The sequence below is a fragment of the Streptomyces sclerotialus genome, assembly GCF_040907265.1.
Taxonomy (GTDB): Bacteria; Actinomycetota; Actinomycetes; order Streptomycetales; family Streptomycetaceae; genus Streptomyces; species Streptomyces sclerotialus.
This window is the reverse complement of sequence record NZ_JBFOHP010000002.1, coordinates 7,469,003-7,486,009: the sequence shown is the minus strand read 5'-3', so window position 1 is coordinate 7,486,009 and position 17,007 is coordinate 7,469,003. Positions and strand designations below refer to the sequence as shown.

At 71.9% G+C, this 17,007-nt stretch carries 14 protein-coding genes; 3 read left to right on the top strand and 11 right to left on the bottom strand.

The window, feature by feature from the left end; all coding sequences use genetic code 11:
• Positions 1-72 precede the first annotated feature (72 nt).
• The gene (locus AAC944_RS32830; protein WP_051871443.1) at positions 73-3,282 is read left to right on the top strand and encodes a carboxyl transferase domain-containing protein; all 3,210 of its coding nucleotides are present in this window, start codon (positions 73-75) and stop codon (positions 3,280-3,282) included.
• A gap of 36 nt (positions 3,283-3,318) precedes the next feature.
• Here AAC944_RS32830 and AAC944_RS32825 read toward each other — a convergent pair whose 3' ends face one another.
• From AAC944_RS32825 to AAC944_RS32785, 9 genes are all read right to left on the bottom strand, one after another.
• Positions 3,319-3,828: a Pycsar system effector family protein gene (locus AAC944_RS32825; protein WP_051871444.1), complete on the bottom strand. Its 510-nt coding sequence runs from the start codon at positions 3,826-3,828 to the stop codon at positions 3,319-3,321.
• Positions 3,829-3,851: 23 nt separating this feature from the next.
• Positions 3,852-4,748, bottom strand: a complete 897-nt coding sequence (locus AAC944_RS32820) for a hypothetical protein (protein ID WP_051871445.1) — start codon at positions 4,746-4,748, stop codon at positions 3,852-3,854.
• Positions 4,745-6,757: a hypothetical protein gene (locus tag AAC944_RS32815; protein WP_051871446.1), complete on the bottom strand. Its 2,013-nt coding sequence runs from the start codon at positions 6,755-6,757 to the stop codon at positions 4,745-4,747. The genes AAC944_RS32820 and AAC944_RS32815 overlap by 4 nt, the downstream gene beginning before the upstream one ends.
• Entirely contained in the window at positions 6,754-7,659 is a 906-nt protein-coding gene (locus AAC944_RS32810; RefSeq protein WP_368396624.1) for a hypothetical protein, read from the bottom strand. Before AAC944_RS32810 ends, AAC944_RS32815 begins: the two co-directional genes overlap by 4 nt.
• A 171-nt stretch (positions 7,660-7,830) precedes the next feature.
• The gene (locus tag AAC944_RS32805; protein ID WP_030609083.1) at positions 7,831-8,472 is read right to left on the bottom strand and encodes a Crp/Fnr family transcriptional regulator; all 642 of its coding nucleotides are present in this window, start codon (positions 8,470-8,472) and stop codon (positions 7,831-7,833) included.
• Between the two features lie 99 nt (positions 8,473-8,571).
• A complete protein-coding gene (locus tag AAC944_RS32800) occupies positions 8,572-9,720 on the bottom strand; it encodes an XdhC family protein (protein WP_030609086.1) in 1,149 nt (382 codons plus the stop codon).
• Positions 9,721-9,873: 153 nt separating this feature from the next.
• Positions 9,874-12,012, bottom strand: a complete 2,139-nt coding sequence (locus tag AAC944_RS32795; RefSeq protein ID WP_030609090.1) for a xanthine dehydrogenase family protein molybdopterin-binding subunit — start codon at positions 12,010-12,012, stop codon at positions 9,874-9,876.
• On the bottom strand, positions 12,009-13,001 hold the full coding sequence (locus tag AAC944_RS32790; protein WP_030609093.1) for an FAD binding domain-containing protein: 993 nt from the start codon (positions 12,999-13,001) through the stop codon (positions 12,009-12,011). The genes AAC944_RS32795 and AAC944_RS32790 overlap by 4 nt, the downstream gene beginning before the upstream one ends.
• The gene (locus AAC944_RS32785; protein ID WP_030609096.1) at positions 12,998-13,561 is read right to left on the bottom strand and encodes a 2Fe-2S iron-sulfur cluster-binding protein; all 564 of its coding nucleotides are present in this window, start codon (positions 13,559-13,561) and stop codon (positions 12,998-13,000) included. The genes AAC944_RS32790 and AAC944_RS32785 overlap by 4 nt, the downstream gene beginning before the upstream one ends.
• Positions 13,562-14,179: 618 nt before the next feature.
• On the opposite strand from AAC944_RS32785, the gene AAC944_RS32780 reads away from it, so the two are divergent.
• Complete coding sequence (locus AAC944_RS32780) at positions 14,180-14,734, top strand: TetR/AcrR family transcriptional regulator (protein WP_030609099.1); 555 nt, start codon at positions 14,180-14,182, stop codon at positions 14,732-14,734.
• 18 nt (positions 14,735-14,752) lie between these two features.
• On the opposite strand, the gene AAC944_RS32775 is transcribed toward AAC944_RS32780, so the two are convergent.
• Positions 14,753-15,130 (bottom strand): hypothetical protein, encoded by a 378-nt coding sequence (locus AAC944_RS32775; RefSeq protein WP_196942800.1) that lies wholly within the window; start codon positions 15,128-15,130, stop codon positions 14,753-14,755.
• Positions 15,131-15,307: 177 nt separating this feature from the next.
• Positions 15,308-16,084, bottom strand: a complete 777-nt coding sequence (locus AAC944_RS32770) for a LysR family substrate-binding domain-containing protein (RefSeq protein ID WP_030609105.1) — start codon at positions 16,082-16,084, stop codon at positions 15,308-15,310.
• A 184-nt stretch (positions 16,085-16,268) separates the two neighbouring features.
• Between AAC944_RS32770 and AAC944_RS32765 the strand changes: the two genes are divergently transcribed.
• Positions 16,269-16,664, top strand: a complete 396-nt coding sequence (locus AAC944_RS32765; protein WP_030609107.1) for a DUF5997 family protein — start codon at positions 16,269-16,271, stop codon at positions 16,662-16,664.
• The last annotated feature ends 343 nt before the right edge of the window (positions 16,665-17,007 follow it).

The following is a 17,007-nucleotide window of genomic DNA, read 5'->3' as shown; positions in this document are numbered from 1 at the left end:
TCGACCATATTGACGTTGACGCCAATGTCAATGAGCATGACAGCGCCGTCTCAGCGTGGAGGTGCTTGATCGATGGGGTCAGCTGCCGTGCTCGTCGCCAATCGCGGGGAGATCGCCGTCCGGGTGGTGCGGGCCGCCGCCGGGGCCGGACTGCGCAGCGTCGCGGTGTACGCCGAGGACGATGCGGCGGCCCCGCACGTCCGGCTCGCCGACGAGGCGCGCCCGCTGCCCGGCACGGGGCCCGCCGCCTACCTCGACGCGACGGCCCTGCTGTCCGCCGCGCGGGACACCGACTGCGCGTACGTGCACCCCGGTTACGGGTTCCTGAGCGAGGACGCCGGCTTCGCACGGGCCTGCGCGCAGGCGGGCGTCACCTTCGTCGGCCCCTCCCCCGACGTGCTCGGCCTCTTCGGCGACAAGGCACGCGCCCGCACCCTGGCCCAGTCCCTGGACGTACCCGTCCTGCCGGGCACCACCGGCCCCACCACCCTCGACGAGGCCCACGCATTCCTGGCCGAAGGGCCGGGCGCCGGCGGCCCGGTGATGGTCAAGGCGCTCGGCGGGGGCGGCGGCCGGGGCATGCGCGCGGCGCGGGACGCCACCGAACTCGCCGAGGTGTGGGAACGCTGCCGCTCGGAGGCCGCAGCGGGCTTCGGCCGCGGTGACCTGTACGTCGAGCGGCTGCTGACCGGCGCACGGCACATCGAGGTACAGGTCGTCGGCGACGCCACGGGCACGGTCACCCACGTGTGGGAACGGGACTGCTCGGCCCAGCGCCGCCACCAGAAACTCATCGAGATCGCGCCCGCGCCCGCACTCCCGGCGAGCGTCCGCGACCGCCTCCTGGACTGCGCCCTCCGCATGGCCCGCGAAGTGGGGTACACGGGCGTCGGCACCTTCGAATACCTCGTACGTGGCGAGGAGTTCCACTTCATGGAGGCCAACCCACGCCTCCAGGTCGAGCACACCGTCACCGAAGAAGTGACGGGCATCGACCTCGTCGACGTACAGCTGCGGCTGGCGGCGGGCGCCACGCTGGCGGACCTGGGACTGGCCGACGGCCCGCCCGCACCGCGCGGCTTCGCCGTACAGGCGCGGGTGAACGCCGAGGTGACGGCCAAGGACGGTACGGTACGCGGCGCGGCCGGCACGCTCACCCGCTTCGAAGTACCGACCGGTCCCGGCGTCCGGGTGGACACCGGAGCGCACGGCGGCCTCACCGTCGGCGCGCGCTACGACCCACTGCTGGCGAAGGTGGTCACGCGTGTCCCGGCACCGGACTTCGCGGCGGCCTGCGAACGGGCCCGGCAGGCCCTCGCCGAATTCACGGTGGAGGGCGTACGGACGGGCATACCACTGCTGCGTGCCGTCCTCGGCCATCCCGCGTTCCAGGCGGGCGGCGTCCATACCTCATGGGTGACCGATCACCTGCACGAACTGCTCACCGAGCCCGACGAAACGCCGCCGGCAGCGGACACCGACGAGGGCACGGTCACCGCCCCCATGGCCGCCACCGTCGTCAGCGTCGACGTGGCCCCGGGCGACACCGTACGGGCGGGCCAACAGCTCCTCGTCCTCGAAGCGATGAAGATGGAGCACGTACTGACCGCACCGACCGCGGGCACCGTGCGCTCCGTCCGTGCGGCGGTCGGTGACACCACCGCCGAAGGCCGGCCCCTGGTGGCCCTGGAACCGGCCGACGGCGGCACGGCCGACGAGACCGCGGCCACGGAAGCGGACCCGGACACCATCCGCCCTGACCTGGCCGAGGCGCTGGCACGGCACGCGGCCGGACTGGACGCACAGCGCCCGGAGGCGGTCGCCAAGCGGCACACGCTCGGCCGCCGGACGGCCCGCGAGAACATCGCCGACCTGTGCGACGAGGGCAGCTTCACGGAGTTCGGCGCGCTGGCCATCGCCGCGCAGCGCCGCCGCCGGTCCCTCGACGACCTGATCGCCGCCACCCCGGCCGACGGCATGGTCACCGGTACCGGAACGGTCGACGGCGCGCCGTGCGTGGCGATGTCGTACGACTACACGGTGCTGGCGGGCACCCAGGGCCACAACAACCACCGCAAGACCGACCGCCTGCTGTCCGTGGCCGAACAACGCCGCCTCCCCGTCGTCCTCTTCGCGGAGGGCGGCGGCGGCCGCCCCGGCGACACCGACACGGCATCCGTCGCCGGCCTCGACATCATGACGTTCCACCAGATGGGCCGCCTGAGCGGGCTGGTCCCCCTCGTCGGCATCGCGTCCGGCCGCTGCTTCGCGGGCAACGCGGCACTCCTGGGCTGCTGCGACGTGGTGATCGCGACACCCGAGGCATCGATCGGCATGGGCGGCCCGGCAATGATCGAGGGCGGCGGCCTCGGCTCGTACGCCCCCGAGGAGGTCGGCCCCCTCTCCGTCCAAGTCCCGAACGGCGTGGTCGACATCCCCGTGGCCGACGAACCCGAGGCGGTCCGCACCGCCAAACGCTACCTCTCCTACTTCCGCGGCCCCACCGACGACTGGGAGTCCCCCGACCCCCGCCTGCTCCGCCACGCGATCCCGGCGAACCGCCGCCGGGCGTACCCCATCCGCCGAGTGATCGACGGCCTGGCCGACACCGCTTCCGTCCTCGAACTTCGCGCCGGCTTCGGCACCGGCGTGGTGACCGCCCTGGTCCGCATCGCCGGCCGCCCGATGGGCCTCCTGGCCAACAACCCCCACCATCTCGGCGGCGCCATCGACCGCGACGCCGCCGACAAGGCCGCCCGCTTCCTCCAGCTCTGCGACGCCTTCGGCCTGCCGGTCCTGGCCCTCTGCGACACCCCCGGCTTCATGGTCGGCCCCGACGCCGAACGGACCGCGACCGTACGCCACTTCTCCCGCCTCTTCGTCACCGGCGCCAACCTCCGCGTCCCCGTCGTCTCCCTCATCCTGCGCAAGGCGTACGGCCTCGGCGCGATGGCCATGATGGGCGGCTCCACCCGCGCCCCCTTGGCCACCGCCGCCTGGCCGACCGGCGAACTGGGCGGCATGGGCCTGGAGGGCGCGGTCCGCCTGGGCTACCGCAAGGAACTCGCAGCCATCTCCGACCCGGAGGAGCGACAGCACGCCTTCGAGTCCCGCGTCGCCGAACTCTACGAACACGGCAAGGCGGTGAACGCGGCGGCAGCACTGGAGATCGACGCAGTCATCGACCCGGCCACCTCCCGCGACTGGATCACATCGGCTCTGGCTGGGTACCGGACGGATGAACTGGGGGCGGGCGGGCGGGGGTTCGTGGATACGTGGTGAACGGGCGGGAGGCGTCGTCCCGACCGGGGCCCGAGGTCAGCCGGGTGCGAGTGCCAGCAGCATGGCGGTGACCGCCGGGAAGAGCAACAGCACGGCCCAGCGCACATACATGTTCTTGACGTGCGCGATCCGGCTGGTGCCCGTCAGCGCACGGGACAACCGTGCTTGCGGGTCCTGTCCGTCGAGCCGCAGCGCCACCGACAGCTCGGCCCTGCTCTCGGCCCGGACCACGTCCTCGTAGTACGCCAGCACCTGTGCACTGCCGCGCAACGTGGCCCCCCGGCGTGGCACCAGGGCCATCAGGAGCAGCAGCAGCGCACCGGTCGCGCCGATGACCGCCGCCCACCACAGCGGGACGGTCCACGAGGTGCCCGCCGGCCGACGCATGAGGAGCAGACCGAGCAAGGAGCCACCGGTCGCGAGCAGGACGGACGCCTTGCCGTCGGCGCGGCCTATCTCGGTGTGGTTCTGGGCGATCAGTTCCCGTGTCAGCACCGGTACGCTCGCCCGGGCCGCGGACGGAGGCCGGGCCTCCGTCCCCGTCATGGGTCCGGACGGTTCCGCGCACGTCACCGGTGCTCCCGGGGTGTTCCGTTCATTCCGGCGTGCCGTTCGCCCTGCAGCCGCTGGAGGACTTCCGCGCCTTGTGGTACGCACAGCTCGTTCAGCACGTCAGCGACACGGACACCGACCAATGACCGCTCCCCTTCCGTCAACCCCTTGAGGGTGGCGGCCAGCGTGCGCTCCCAGTCGTCCTCGTCCGTGAGCAGGTCCTTGTGAGCCACCGTCCACTCCAGTACGTCCTTCGCCTGCTCCGGCTGGTGCAGCAGCCACAGCGCGGCGAGGCCGACCGGCCCGCCCGCGACCACCTCGCGGTAGAAGCCGTACGCTTCGCGGTGCGTCTCGCCCCAGGCTGCGGGCAGTGGCGGCAGCGCTCCGCGGGCCGGTGCGCTCACCGGTTCCGGAGGGGTCTCCAGGAAGCGGTAGGTGAGGCCCGCCTCCGCCATGACGTGTTCCTGCTCGTACGGGGTGATCGGAACGGTGCCGTACGCGGGCGGGGGCTGCTTGAACAGGTCGTGCCGGCCGGGCACGCTGCCGTGGCCCGCGATGTGCGTGGCGATCCGCTGGGGCGCGCCCTCCTCCGTGACCCTCTGCCGGACGACGGCGACCGGGTCGCTCACCCTCCATCGGACCTCGTAGCGCGAAGTCCCGGTACGTGTGCGCACGTCCACCCAAGAGGTCCGCTCGGCGAGGGAGACCCAGAAGGCGTACGGGAAGTGCCCGCTCCTGACATCGCGCAGGGACGGGCGCGAATGCCCCCAGCTGCTGCGGCCGCGAGGCGGCTCGACCCGTTCCGCGCCCGTCTCTGCCAGGAAGACCAGGGCGCGCCCGGCGCGGGCGCCCATGCGCAACCGCAGCAGGCTCATCAGGGGTGAAGAAGCGGAGACGTACAGCGGTTCCGTCATGACACTTTCCGTTCTGTCGCGATGGTCGAGCGTTGCCGGTAACGGGTGAGAAGGAAGCGGATGACGCCCCGGCGGCCGTCCGCCGACTTCGCCAGTTCGCCGAGGAAGCCGTCCAGGTCCACTCGGCGCCGCAGTGCCGCGTCCCTTCCGATGTCCGACAGACCCTCGGCCATCGCCCCGTACGTGGCGGGCTCGTCCAGCGCTGTCGCCACCAGGTCGAGGGCGCGGTACCGGTGGTCGGCCAGCACGTCGGCCAGGCTCACCTTCTGCGTGCCCGACCGGTTGAACTCGGGGAAGCCGGTACGGCAGAGGGATTCGATGGCGAACGCGGCGTACGAGTGGTGCAGCGTGCCGCCCTCCGCGGTCAGCCAGGTCACCAGCCAGGCGAGGACCAGCGGCCGATTGGCTTCTTCCTTGAGCAACACGCCGAGCGCGAAGGAGACCGCGGTGCGCAGTCGTCCCTCCAGTCGGTCGTCCGGCCCGTCCAGCACATTCCTGAGCAGGTGCATGGCGGCCTCGGGACGCGCCAGCCCGTAACTGCCCGCGCAGGTCTCGGCGACCGTGCACCGCAGGTTCACATCGCGTTGTCGGCTCCACTGCCGCAGCTGTTCGTGAGCCGCCGCCGCCAGCTCCGCGTGCTGGGCGAATTCACCGAGCGCGTACGCCGCCAGCCGCCGTCGCCACCTGACGTCCGCCGAGGCGAACTCCTGTACCTCGCGCAGCACCGCCGGTCCGGTGGCGTGCGCCAGCACCCGCCCGATGGCGCGGCCCGAGGCGAGGTCGACTCCCGGCTGGTAGGAGAGAACCCGCAGCCCTTCCCGCAGGATGGGGGCAGTGCCTTCGTACTCCAGCCAGAGCTGCCGCAGCACCGCCTCGGCCCGGTGCCGGCCGTGGAAGACGACGGGCTGCACCCGGTATCGATGCCGGTAACCGGAGGCCACACGCGGGGGCAGGGCACGTGCACCGATCTTCGCGAGACGCTTGTCGAAGGCGGGACCGAGCAGGTCCGGTTGTGCGGTGCGGTCGTGGGCCGGGACGTCTCCGCCCGCCCGTTCGCGGAAGAGGGGGCGCAGCTTGGCGGCAAGCTGCTCGATGACCGTGCGGTCCTGCTCTTCGAGCAGGGCGACGGCCGCGATGAGAGCGAGGTCGTCCGCGCTGCCCGCAGCGCTCTCCAGGGCTTTCCTGGCAGCCGGCAGACTGCCGAGCCGCAAGTTCTCCAGCGCGGTGGCGGCCGGCCGGCCGGTGGTCACCGCCTCCCTCAGTTCTTCGGCCGCGTCGGCCCCCAGGCCGGGCAGGCGGCTCGCGCGCAGGTACGCGGTGAACTCGGGAGCGGTCAGGGCGGCCAAGGTCTCCGACAGCTGATCGGTGGTGATCGTGCCCGCTCGGGCCCTCGCCCGGAGGTGTGCTTCGGCCACGTCACAGGGGCTCGGGGGGCGATGTACCGCCTGCCATGCTCCGGTATCGGCAGGTAGGGACACCTCCTCCCCCACGATGACCACGAGGCTTGCCGACATGTCGCGCAGCCGGGCCGACAGCGACATGAGCTGGACTTCGCCGAGGCTCTTCGCTCGTTCCTGCGGCAGGCCCTGCACCAGGTGCCCGCGCCCGGGTTTCAGCTCCCACGTGGTCAAGTCGCCGGACGGGTCGAGACCGGCGATGCCGTCGGCGCCGTGCCGCGCTGCCAGCAGTGCGAAGGCGGCCGTGGTGGAGCCGGTACCGGTCTCGGCCCGCAGGAGCAGGACTCCCCTTCCGAGGATTTCCTCGCAGCGCGCGTAGGAAGGCGGCTCTGTGAAACCGCGCAACCGCTCTTCGACATCCCCGCGGGGATAGGGCCCTTCACGGAACGCCGGCTGGAAGACCTTCTCGGAGGCGGGTTCTTCCATGCCGACGATGACGGAGACGTTTCCGCCGACACTCCCCATGATGGCGAGTCCCTGGCCGACGCGCTGCCGGTTGTTCTCGAAGCCGTCGGCCTGCGGAGCGGGGTGGTCGATCAGCCCGTCGCTCATCGGTGGTCCCCGGAGCCGCCGACGTGCTTGTCACCCGAGATGTTGTCGCCGCCGCCCCAGTGCTGGTTGGCTGCCCGGTACGTCGTGGCACCGGTGTAGTTGAAGTCCCCCGCGACATCACCCATCAGGGCGGCGCCCTCGCCGACGTGCTGGGCGTTGTCGCGGTAGCGCGTCGTCTCCGGCCGCGGCGTCCGCGGTTCCGGCTGCTGCTCGGCGGGCGCGGTGTTCTCCTCCGCCGCCAGGACGCCGGCGTGTACGAGGTTCCCGGACGGTGTCGGGATGTAGAGCCACGCCTGTTGCGCGAAGGCCTTGCCCTCCACGGTGGCGGGCACTTCGATGCAGCGGTCCGGGTGCAGAGCCGTGTAGGCGCCGAGGATCACGTCCTCGTAGACCCGCTGGGAGACGACCGCGGCCAGGTGGGTGGTCTGCTCGCTGGCGGCTGCCAGGATCGCCTTGACCGGGCGCGAGTCGAGCAATCGGTGCGTGTCGTTGCGGGGTGTGCCGTTGCCGTCACCGGGCTCCCCGGCGTCCGGCAGCGGCCCGACGTGGACGCTGGCCCGTAGCCGGATGCGCGGCCCGAGGGTCTGCTGGTTGTAGGCACCGAGTACCTCGTCCAGGGTGTCCAGGAACGGCGAGAGGACGAACGGGAGGTGCACGGGCTCGAATCCGAACACCACCCCGTCGCCGGTGTTGGCGGGAAACCTCTTGGCGTCCCTGAGGTCGCACAGGTCGGCTCGTTCGAGGGCCTGGTCGACCAGTGCGGGGATCAGCCGGCTGACCGCTTCGTGCTGCACGGCGGGGAGGCCGGTGAAATCCTTGGCGTCCACGGCGAAGAGGGCCCGGTAGGGCGGGAGCGGCCGGCTCTTGGCGTAGGGCACGGGCATGGGAGTGGGAGTGGACATGCGCGGTCTCCTCGGTCGATGACGGGTGCTCGGCCGCCGTTGAGCGGCTGGTGATGAGCATCCGTGAGCGCCCGGGACGCGAATGCACAGCGCAGGGCACTCCGAGGGTGACCGTCCTCACTCGTCGTACGTCTCAGTACTCGTCGTACATGCCGATACTCGTCGTACGTGTCACTCGAGGGCGGCCCAGTGCCGCAGCGTCCGCATGTCCCTGATGGTGATCACCCGGCGTGCGGTTTCCACCGCTCCCGCTTCCCTCAGCTGCTGCAGTCCGGTACCGACCGAATTGCGGGTCACCCCGATCGCCTGGGCGATCTCTTCCTGGGTGAGGCCGGCCAGTCGCACCGGGGCGCGAACACCGTTCGGGCCGATGAGCTCGGCCAGCCGGAGGAGCGATCGCGCCAGCCGTACGACGAGGGAGACGTTCTGCAACTCTGCCCGGCGCGCGTCGGACTCGCGCAGGCGGGACAGCGTCTGCCGCATCAGGTCCATCACCAGGCCGTGTTGCTCGACGAATCTGCGGAAGCGCTCGGCCTCCAGCACGACGGCCGTGCACGAGCTGAGCGCGACCACGTCCGCGGTGCGTGTCGTGCCGTTGAAGACGGACACCTCGCCGAGGAGGTCGCCCGGGCCACGGAAGGCCAGCCAGGTCGTCGCGCCGTCGGGTTCCCGGCAGACGACCTTCGCCAGGCCGTCGGTGAGCGCGAGGAGATGTGTTCCGGGAGCGCCTTGCCGGAGCATCACACTGCGTGCCCGGAACCGCCGCACCGTCCCCAGGCGCTGTAACTCACTCCATGCGTCTTCCGCCAGCATTCCTGGCCCTCCTGGTGCACTTGCTCGACCGGCCCGTTGGGAAGTTGTACGCCACTGCCGGCCTGTGCACCAGGACATCGGTCACGATCACCGTTCCGGTCAGGCAGCCGCGCCCTCCCCCTTTCCTCCGCTTCCGGGTGTGCGGTGGATCGGCGTCCCCGACCCCGTGAGCGGCGTCCCCGTCCCCCCGTGCCGTACCGCGACGATTTCGGCCGCTATCGACAGGGCCGTTTCCTCGGGGGTGCGGGCGCCGAGGTCGAGGCCGATCGGGGAGTGGAGGCGGGCTAGTTGGTGGTCGGTTACGCCGGCTTCGCGGAGGCGGCGGTTGCGGTCCTCGTGGGTGCGGCGTGAGCCCATCGCGCCGATGAAGGCGGCCGGGAGTTCCAGGGCCGTCGTCAGCAGCGGGACGTCGAACTTGGCGTCGTGCGTGAGTACGCAGAGGACCGTGCGGTCGTCGGTCCCGGTGCGGCGGAGGTAGCGGTGCGGCCAGTCGACGACGATCTCGTCGGCCTCCGGGAAGCGGGCCCGGGTCGCGAAGACGGGGCGGGCGTCGCACACGGTCACGTGGTAGCCGAGGAACTTGCCCGTGCGGACGAGCGCGGCGGCGAAGTCGATGGCACCGAAGACGATCATTCGGGCGGGCGGCACGCTGGATTCGGCGAAGAGGGTGAGGTCGGCCTCGCAGTGTGTTCCGTCGGCGGAGACGGTGAACGTGCCGGTGCGGCCGGTGGCCAGCATCGCCCGGGTTTCGGCGGCCACTGTCCGGTCCAGGTCCGGGTGTGCGTCGAGGCCGCCTTCGTACGAGCCGTCGGCGCGGACGAACAGCGCCTTGCCGAGCAGGGCGGCGGGGCCCTCGGCCACCCGGGCGACCGCCGCCGTCCCCCCTGCGGAGGCCGCCGACAGGGCCGCCGCGAGGACCGCCCGGTCAGGGGCGTTCGACCGCACCGGGGTGACCAGGACGTCTATGACCCCGCCGCAGGTCAGCCCGACGGCGAAGGCGTCCTCGTCGCTGTAGCCGAAGCGTTCGCGCACCGGCGTGCCGTCCTGGAGGGCCTGGGCGCACAGGTCGTACACCGCTCCCTCCACGCAGCCACCGGAGACCGAGCCGATGGCCGTGCCCTCGCTGTCGACGGCGAGCGCCGCACCGGGACTGCGTGGTGCGCTGCCGCCGACGGCCACGACGGTGGCGACGGCGAAGTCCCGGCCCTGCTCGATCCACCGGTGCAGGTCTTCGGCGATGTCCAGCATGTCGTCGGTCTCCTCTCGTTCGCGGCCGGTCGGACGACGGGGGTGGGGCGATGAGGCGGAGTGGGTGGGGTGGGATGGGTGGGATGGGTGGGGTGGCTGGAGCGGGGGCCGGTACCCCTTGGGGCCCGGCCGCCCGCTCCGCGCCTCACCTGCTCAGCCGGCCACGCCGGCCCCCGCGGCCGTCTCCGTCGCCGCCAGCAGTACCCGGTCCGGCCGGATCGGCAGGTGGCGGTGGCGTACGCCCGTCGCGTGCCAGACGGCGTTCGCGATCGCCGCCGCGGCGCCCACGATGCCGACCTCGCCGACGCCCTTGATGCCGACCGGGTCGTCCGGGTCCGCGTCGTCCACCCAGTCCGCCTCCAGGACCGGTACGTCGGCGTTCGCGGCGAAGTGGTAACCCGCGAGGTCGGCGCCGACATGGCCGCCCGAGGCCGCGTCCCGGACCGCCTCCTCGTGCAGCGCCATGGAGATGCCCCAGGTCATACCGCCGATGAACTGACTGCGGGCGGTGAGCGGGTTGATGATCCGGCCCGCGGCGAAGATGCCGAGCATCCGCCGTACGCGTACCTCACCGGTGGTCACGTCCACCGCGACCTCGGCGAACTGCGCGCCGAAGGAGTGCCGCTCTTTCTTCGCCAGCGCGCCGACGGCCTCGGTGGTGTCCGACCGGACCGTGATGCCCTCCGGCGGTACGGCACCGCCCAGGGCCAGCCGTTCCCGCAGCTCGCCGGCGGCCGCGATGACGGCCCAGGCCCAGGAGCGGGTGCCCATCGAGCCGCCGGCGATCATCGCCGGGCCGATGTCGCTGTCCCCGATCCGCACGCGGACGCGGTCCTGGTCCACCTGCAGGGCGTCCGCGGCGATCTGGGTCAGCGCGGTGCGCGCACCGGTGCCGATGTCCGCCGCGTTGATCCGTACGGTGAAGGTGCCGTCCGCCTTCGCCGTCACGGACGCCGTGGACGGCATGGCGTTGGAGGGGAACGCGGCCGCTGCGGTGCCGGTACCGAGCAGCCACCGCCCTTCGCGGCGTACCCCGGGGCGGGGGTCGCGGTCCGCCCAGCCGAACCTGCGGGCGCCCTCCTCGAAGCAGGAGAGCAGGTTGCGGCTGCTGAACGGCAGCCCGGAGACGGGCCCGGCGTCCGGCTCGTTGCGTACGCGCAGCGCGATCGGGTCGAGGCCGGCCTTCTCGGCGAGCTCGTCGAGCGCGCACTCCACCGCGAACGAGCCCGGCGCCTCGCCCGGCGCGCGCATGAAGGTCGGCGTCGGCACGTCGAGACGTACGACCCGGTTGACGGTGTGGTGGGCGTCAGCGCCGTACATCACGCGTCCCACGGCGGCGCTCGGCTCGACGAATTCGTACACGGTCGACGTGAGGCTGTGCGCCTGGTGCTCGAACACGCGCAGCCGTCCGTCGGCGTCGGCGCCGAGCCGGACCCGCTGTGCCGTGGGGCTGCGGTAGCCGGTGAGGGAGAACATCTGGCGGCGCGTCAGTACGACGCGGACCGGACGCTGGAGTACGGTCGCGGCCATCACGGCGCACACCTGGTGGGCCCGGATGCCCTTGGACCCGAAACCGCCCCCGACGTGTTCGGACCGCACCCGTACCGAGGCCGGGTCGAGGGAGAAGAGGTTCGCGAGCTCCGCCGCCACCCATGTGGTGCCCTGGTTGGAGTCGATGACTTCGAGGCGGCCGCCCTCCCACCGGGCCGTCGCCGCGTGCGGCTCCAGCATGGTGTGGTGCTCCTCCGGCGTGGTGTACTCCTCGTCCACGACGACGGCGGAAGCGGCGAGCTCGGCCTCCAGGTCCCCCTTCTGCTCGGCGGCGCCGTCCGGCGTGTACGTACCGGGCCGTCCGGCGGCGAACGCCACGTCGTGCGGTTCCACGTCGTACCGGACCACCAGCGCCTCGGCGGCCTCCCTGGCCTGCTCCGACGTCTCGGCGACGACCAGAGCCACCGGCCACCCCATGTGCGGCACCCGGTCGTTCTGGAAGACCGCGATGGTCGGATCGGGCTTCCCGAGCATGCCCACGTAGTCGGTGTCGACGCGCGGCGCGTTCCCGTGGTGCAGGACGCCCAGCACGCCGGGCATGGCCAGTACGGGTTCCGTCTCGACGGAGCGGATGCGGCCGCGCGCGATGGTGGACACGACCAGCCAGCCGTGGGCGAGTTCGGCGAACGGCACCTCGCCCGCGTAGCGGGCCGCTCCCGTGACCTTGGCCAGGCCCTCCACGCGGGAGCGGGCGGTACCCACGGCCCCCGTCACCGCGTCGGTGTGCGTGGTCGTGGTCATCGGTCGGCCTCCTCGGTGAGCTCGGTCAGTACGGACACGACGAGGTTGCGCATCAGCGTCACCTTGTACGCGTTGTCGGGCAGCGTCTCGGCGGCCGCCAGCTCGGCGTCGGCAGCGGCGGCGAACGCCTCGGCGGTCGCCGGGCCGCCGCACAGCGCCGCTTCGGCCTCCCGCGCCCGCCACGGCCGGGACGCCACAGCGCCGAAGGCGAGCCGTACTTCGCGTACGAGGCCGTCCCGCACGTCGAGCGCGGCGGCGAGGGAGCCGATCGCGAAGGCGTACGAAGCGCGCTCACGCACCTTGCGGTACCGCGAGACGGCGGCGACCGGTGCCGGCGGGAGCGTGACGCCGGTGATCAGCGCGCCGGGCGGCAGTGCGGTCTCCAGGTGCGGGGTGTCACCCACGGGGAGGTAGAAGTCCGCGAGCGGCAGCCGGCCCGGCCCGTCGGCCGTCTCGTACTCGACGACCGCGTCGAAGGCGCTGAGTGCCACGCCCATGTCCGAGGGGTGGGTGGCCACGCAGTGCTCGGTGGCGCCGAGGATCGCGTGGTTGCGGTGCTCCCCCTCGATGGCGGGGCAACCGCTCCCGGGTTCCCGCTTGTTGCAGGGCTTGGTCAGGTCGGCGAAGTAGCCGCAGCGGGTGCGCTGGAGCAGGTTTCCGCCGACCGTCGCCATGTTGCGCAGCTGGCCGGAGGCACCGGCGAGCACGGCCTGCGCCAGTGCCGGGTACCGGCGGCGCACTTCGGGGTGGGCGGCGAGGTCGCTGTTGGTGACGGTGGCGCCGATACGCAGCCCGCCCGCCTCGGTCAACTCGATCTCGTCGAGCGGCAGTTCACGTACGTCGACGAGCCCGGCGGGGCGCTCGACACCCGCCTTCATCAGGTCGACGAGGTTGGTGCCGCCGCCGAGGTAGCGCGCGTCGGGGTCGGCGCCGAGCAGCGCGACCGCGCCGGAGACGTCGACGGCCCGCTGGTAACCGAACTCCTTCATATCGCCGCCTCCGCCCCGGTCCTGGCCTCGGCCTCGGCCTCGGCCGCGCGCGCGACCGCCTGGACGATGGACACGTAGGCACCGCAACGGCACAGGTTGCCGCTCATCCGCTCCCGGATCTCCTCCGGCGTCAGGGGCGGCGGTCCCGCCTCAGGCCGTACGTCCTCGGTCGCGGCACTCGGCCAGCCCGCCGCGTGCTCCTCGATCACACCGAGGGCCGAACAGATCTGACCGGGCGTGCAGTAGCCGCACTGGTAACCGTCGAGGTCCAGGAACGCCTGCTGGACCGGGTGCAGGTCGTCCCCGTCCGCCACGCCCTCGATGGTGGTGATCTCGCGCCCCTCGGCGGCCACCGCCAGCTGCAGGCAGGAGACGGCCCGCCGGCCGTCGAGCAGGACCGTACAGGCACCGCACTGGCCGTGGTCACAGCCCTTCTTGGTACCTGTCAGGTCGAGCCGCTCGCGCAGCGCGTCGAGCAGGGTGGTGCGGTGATCGACGGGCAGCGTGTACTTCTCTCCGTTGATGTTCAAGGTGATGGCGCTGGACGTCGATGGGGGCATGGGCAGCCTACTTTCGCGTATGGGTACGTGATGGCCGGTGCCGGCAGGAGTACGCGGCGAACGACGAGATGACGAGCTGTCGCGATGACGAAGCGTCGATGGATCGATGCATTGACGAGTCGACGCGTCGATGTGTCGATACCTGGGAACGATGGTCGGACGGCCCCTCGGACGGTCGGAATGGGGGTGGCACTGTGCAGAGCGACGGTGTTTCCACAGCTGACAGGCCAACAGCTGACGGAGCGACAGCTGACGGCTCAGGAGTCGGCGGCCCGGGCGCCGACGGCATACGCGGCGGGCGAGGTACTGGTCTCGGCGGCCACCGGCCTTCCCCCTCCGACCGCATCTGCCGCTATGGTGAACCTAAGCGGACAACTGTCCGTTAGCGTTGAACTTAGCGGACACCTGTCCGCTTAGCAAGGCCGTTCCGTGGGTAATTCCCGTCGGCCGACGGCGATTACGGGAGGAGGGCGGGTGCGGCAGCGGAAGGACGCGGAGGCTGAAGCGCGCAAGGGCACGGAGGCGGAAGCACGGAAACACGCGGAGGCCGCGGCGCGGAAGCACGCGGAGGCCGAAGAGCCGAAGGACGCGGGGGCCGAAGCACGGAAGGACGCACCGCTGCGCTCGGACGCGCTACGGAACCGCGAGCGCATCCTGGAAGTGGCCCTGGCGGAGCTGACGCGCTCGGCGGACGCCCCGCTGAGTTCGATCGCGAAGAAGGCGGGTGTCGGCCAGGGCACGTTCTACCGCAACTTCCCCAACCGCGAGGCCCTCGTCCTGGAGGTCTACCGCTACGAAGTGCAGCAGGTCGCCGACACCGCGGCCCAGCTGCTGGCGACCCGCAGACCCGACCAGGCCCTGCGGGAATGGATGGACCGCCTCGCCCAGTACGCGATGGCCAAGGCCGGCCTGGCCGACGCCATGCGCAAGACCACCTGCTCCCGCGGCAGCCTGGCCGGCCTCGGCCACGCCCCCCTGACCTCGGCCGTCACCCTCCTCCTGGAGGCCAACGAGGCGGCCGGCACCATCCGCCCGGGCATCACCCCCGACGACTTCCTCCTCGCCATCGCCGGCCTCTGGCAGATCGACCCCCACACCGACTGGCAATCCCGCTCCGCCCGCCTCCTGGACCTCGTCATGTCAGGCCTCCGCTCGGGGGCCCGAGGGGCCTGAGGCGGCCCTCGCACGGAGCTACGCGGGTCTGAGTTCGGACTGGTCCTTCGTGATGGTCACCTGATCGCCGCCGACGACGTACGTGACCACACCGGACCACCGGCGGTCGGCTCCCTGGCGCCATTGCGTCAGCAGCCCCGGCACCCAGACGCCGTCGACGAGTACCTGACAACGCTTCGCCTCCGGCGAAGGGCGGAAGTCGGGGAAGCATAAGATGCAGGCCCCCTTCCCCTTCGCCATGGCCACGGAGAGCGCGATGTTCTCCGGTGTGTGGTTCTCCTTGCCGAAGCGCCGGGCCTTGCGCTGCCCGTCCCGCAGCCCGTCGCAGGCTGTGGAGCGGTGGAAGACCGACCCTCCCCTGGTGATGAAGACCCGGGCGCTGAGCCCCCTGGGCACCGGGGCACACTCCGTGCACTGACCGACCACGAGCTCATGCACACAACGTTCATCTGCCATGTACTCCATGCTTCCGGAGGCATGACTCGTCTCACAAGGCTCGATCGCCAGGAAGCGCCGAGAAGTGCCCTGGAACGCCCTGGAGCGCCAGGACAGGGAGCCACGGCCGGGGACGGGCTACGGCCGACGACGGGGCTTGCCGCGCTTGCCGCCCTGCTTGCCGGCCTTGGGGCTACCGGAGCCGCGCCGGGCGGCACCCTTTCCGGTGGGCTTTCCGGTGGACTTTCCGGTGGGCTTTCCGGTGGACTTCCCGGAGGGCTTGCCGCCTGCCGCCTTCTGCCCCGCGCCGCCCTTGGCCGGCTGCTTGCGCTGCGGCTCTGCCGAGGCGGCGGCACGGCGGCCCCGGGTGCTGTTCACGGTGCGGCCGCGGACGATCCCGATGAAATCGTCCACCAGATCAGTCGTCGCGTCCTCCCGCCACGACAGCGCGACCCGCGACTCGGGGACATCCGTGACCGTCCGGTACGTGAGGTCCTTGCGGTGATGCAGGCGGGCCAGCGACTGCGGGACGATGAGCAGGCCCACTCCGGCCCCGACGAGGGCGATGGCGTCCGCCGTCGTCGCGGGGCGCTCGATCGCGGGCTGCCCCGGCGGGTGCTCCCAGTCGAGGGTGTCGTCCAGGGGGTGCAGTACGAGCTCGTCGGCGAGATCCTCGGCGCTCACCTCGTCGAACGCGGCCACGAGGTGATCCTTGGGGACCACGACCACCGTCGTCTCGGTGTAGAGGGGGATGGCACTGAGGTCCGTACGGTCGGCCGGCAGCCGCAGGAACCCGGCGTCGGCACCACCGTCGCGCAGCACGTCGGGCGCCTCGGCAGCGGACACCTGGACGAGCTCCAGCGGTACGTCGGGCAGGCGCTCGTTCCAGATCCGCACCCATTTGCCCGGCGTCACGCCCGGAACGTACGCAAGCCGGAACGACGGGGACGCCGGGGGCGGCACCGAAGAGGGCGAGGTGGGTACCGAAGGAGCGGGAGGGGGAGAAGTAGGTACCGAGGGGGGAACATCCGAGCCTGTCACTACGCCAGGCTACCGGTCGTGGTCAGAGGTGGCGCACACGATCGATACCCTTGTCCTCATGACGTCGCACCACCAGAGCACCCAGACCATGAAGCCCGCCACCGCGGCGAAGAAGCTGGGTGTGTACCTCGAGGCCACCCCCGCCGAGTTCCAGGAGGGTGTCGTCTCGCGCACCGAGCTGAACGCACTGCAGACCGACCCGCCCGAGTGGCTGCGCGAGCTGCGGCGCAACGGCCCGCACCCCCGGCCGGTGGTGGCGTCGAAGCTGGGCGTCTCCATCTCGGGTCTGGCGCGTGGCGGAGTCACCGAGGCGCTCACCACCGAGCAGATCGACGCGCTGAAGGCGGAGAACCCCGAGTGGCTGCAGAAGGAGCGCGCCACCCAGGCGGAGGTCCGTAAGGAAGCCGTGCGGATCAAGGAGAAGAACGCCCAGCGCCGCGAACAGAACGGCTGACCCGCCTGCCGGCCGGAACACCGCCGGCCCGCTCCCCTCGCCCGGAGTGCCCCTCTCCGGAGGGGCGGGCAGGGGACCGGAGCCGGCTGAGCGACCGGCCCGGTACAGATGCCCGTACGCTCCATCGGGCCGATGTCCGTGGACGAGCCGTACGCCGCCTCCCCGGCCTACCGGCGTACAGCCCCGCGCTCCGGTCGGAACATGTCGGCGCCCCTCCCTTGACCGCGCCCTCGCCGCCGGGTGAGGCGAAGGACGCTCTTCCCTCGCGCTTCGCCCGATAAGCGGTCGAAAGCCCGCATGAAGCGATGACCTGGACATGAGCGGCTCGAAACGGATGAACAGG